Source organism: Vibrio ouci, from assembly GCF_004551525.1.
In the GTDB taxonomy this organism is placed as follows: Bacteria; Pseudomonadota; Gammaproteobacteria; order Enterobacterales; family Vibrionaceae; genus Vibrio; species Vibrio ouci.
This window is the reverse complement of the sequence record NZ_SATR01000134.1, coordinates 1-2,763: the sequence shown is the minus strand read 5'-3', so window position 1 is coordinate 2,763 and position 2,763 is coordinate 1. Positions and strand designations below refer to the sequence as shown.

3 protein-coding genes and 1 pseudogene are annotated in these 2,763 nt (G+C 38.5%); all 4 read right to left on the bottom strand.

Going from position 1 to position 2,763, the window contains the following annotated elements; genetic code table 11:
• Positions 1–111, bottom strand: a pseudogene (locus ELS82_RS27165) (GNAT family N-acetyltransferase); the annotation flags it as partial.
• 152 nt (positions 112–263) lie between these two features.
• The gene (locus ELS82_RS24340; RefSeq protein ID WP_134837697.1) at positions 264–1,001 is read right to left on the bottom strand and encodes a hypothetical protein; all 738 of its coding nucleotides are present in this window, start codon (positions 999–1,001) and stop codon (positions 264–266) included.
• A gap of 628 nt (positions 1,002–1,629) precedes the next feature.
• Positions 1,630–2,046, bottom strand: coding sequence for a VOC family protein (locus tag ELS82_RS24335; protein WP_134837696.1), 417 nt, complete (start codon positions 2,044–2,046; stop codon positions 1,630–1,632).
• Between the two features lie 148 nt (positions 2,047–2,194).
• On the bottom strand, positions 2,195–2,737 hold the full coding sequence (locus ELS82_RS24330; RefSeq protein ID WP_134837695.1) for a DinB family protein: 543 nt from the start codon (positions 2,735–2,737) through the stop codon (positions 2,195–2,197).
• Positions 2,738–2,763: the final 26 nt, after the last annotated feature.

Below are 2,763 nucleotides of genomic sequence, written 5' to 3'. Positions count from 1 at the left end.
GGACATTGGTTGAAAAAGAGGAACTTCTCCATTACCATTTTCAGACAGCTGATTTTCAAGATACACAAAGAATGAATCTAAATCCGATTTTTCCGCTTCTACTACTTCCATCTAATACTCCGTGGTCCATCGATTACGCATAACGCCCTGTTAAGGTGTGAGCAACGCAATACCGAAGCCCCCGCATACCACCTTAATCACTTAAAGCAACGCATAGTAAAAATGCCACGCGTTGCGAATCACTCTTAAACAGTTTGTTATGTCTAAAAGCTATTTTTATACTCAGGAAATGACTTTAGCACCTGATAAACATGATAAAAACGAATTTTCATTTGGTACTTACTCTCCAAGTTCACTCGTAATTCTTCACTGTTTTTTGAATACTCATTTGCTAAAAACGCTATATTCTTTGGTGTGCTATATGCGTAAAGTGACATTGCTTTTACCATCGTTTCAATCGCCTTATCACCTATTGAACCAGCTTTAACTTGAATAAACGTAGTTTCTCCGTTTTTCTCTGCTACTAAGTCAACTTTCTGATGATCTAGATTCTTATCTATTTTACGACTCAAACAACATTGGTAACCTAGAGATTCAAAGAACTCTATACCTGCATGTTCCGTCAGTTTTCCTCTGATATTATGTTGTTTTCCAAGCACTGTCGCTAACTGCTTGGATATGCCTTCTAGATCCATGACTCGTGCAGATTCATACTTTCTTGAGTCTTCTGATGGTTTATCCGAATAAAAACCCACCTCTTTACCTTGGTAAACAGAGAAAATAAAATCCTCTCTTGGGTAGATGCTTTCAACTATGTCATCTTCAATTTTCTTAAGTAGTTCTTCGACTTCTAGTTCGGTAAGTTCTTGCTCTAAGATTAGAGTTCCATGTATCGACTTTAAATAGTGGAGATCAAGAGTCCCTAATCGACCTTCGGAGTTAAAAAACAGATATGACTCACTACTTGAAGTTCTAATATATCTTTTAATTTCAACGTTCATTTTGTTTCCATTTGTGGGATGAGACATAACGCCAAATTAAGGTGTGAACAACGCTAACACCTTACCTAAAGCATTGTGCCATAAACACTAAACTGGCTTGAAGTGAAAGCGCCAAGCGTTGTGAATCACTTTTGAATTTATTGTTATGTGCTTGTTGTGCGCTAAATGAAATACGTTTTATTAAGTTTCTTTACAACCATTAACTTAATGATAGGAGAGAAAGAAATGAATAAAAACAAACTGATCTAAATCAATTTTTACCCCTAACTTAGATCACATTTTTATATAGAGGGATTTTTTTTTTGGAATCTAGCTCAACTAGCTTTACCCAAATAGAGAAGACCATGTAAACAGAGCTAAAAATCATGAAGCCGATACCAACGAGTGAATTTGAAAACTGTGCTAATTCTGTAGGCAACATTATATTCACTCCTTAATACCATCAACTGTCAACCAATATAACAGGTCTAAGAGGTCCTTAAAAGAGTGAATTCTGTAGAAGCACATAACGCCAAATTAAGGTGTGAACAACGCCACCACCTAACCTAAAGCATTGTGCCATAAACACTAAACTGGCTTGAAGTGAAAGCGCCGAGCGTTGTGAATCACTCTTAAATTTATTGTTATGCTACCTTTTCGCCATTGGATGGTCTGGGTTTAGCTGGAGCAGATCCCACAAGTTTCCATACAAGTCTTCAAACACTGCTACCGTTCCATAGTCTTGTTCTGAAGGCTCTCGCACGAAATTAATACCAATAGATTTCATGCGCTCAAAGTCACGCCAGAAATCGTCAGTATTTAGGAACAAAAACACTCGGCCACCAGCTTGGTTTCCAATAAAGTCATGCTGTTCTGGTTTCGATGCTTTAGCAAGCAATAGAGTAACACCATGAGAGTTAGGCGGAGCTACAACCACCCAACGTTTATCTTGCTCAGGTTGGTAGGTATCTTCAATAAGTTCAAATTTGAGTTTGTTTACGTAAAAATCTATCGCTTCATCGTAGTCTTTTACAACCAAGGCTATATGGACAATGTTCTGTTTCATAGTATTCCTTATTGAAGATTTCGGGCCGGCATAACGCCAAATTAAGGTGTGAACAACGCTAACACCTTACCTAAAGCATTGCGCCATAAACACTAAACTTGTTTGAAGTGAAAGCGCCGAGCGTTGTGAATCACTCTTAAATTTATTGTTATGTACGTGCTCCCTCTGGCACGATCATCGGCAGGTCTGTACAGCCAAAGTCTAAACCAAACTGGCTTAGCAAACAGGTAAGCTGACCTCTATGGTGAGTTTGATGATTGAAAATATGTTGGCAAAACTCACCAACGGTCCTTTCAATCACCTGCCCTTCTGTTGTTGTGTACCTGACTATTTGGTTACAGCTATCAGCGGTAAACCTATTAGTGATTTCAATGTAGATCATGTCTACAAGTTCTCGTAACTCAGAGAGTTCATCTAGATTCGAAGCGAACGTGTCAGAAACTGACTTAGAAACGGGTAATTTCTCTAAAATTGTAGCTTCAACTAATACTAACTCATTTGCTACAAGGCGCTGGAGCATAATCAAGTCACCGAACAAGATATGATTCCAGTGAGCCATGATTGTAGGGAAAAATGAGTTGGTATTCTGACGCAACTGCTCATGAGTCAGCTCACTGCAAACACCAAGTAACTGCTTATTCATTCGCTGATTGTACAGCGCCAACATTCTGAAATTTGAGGATAAATCCATTTGACCTCCAAAGTACATAACGCCCA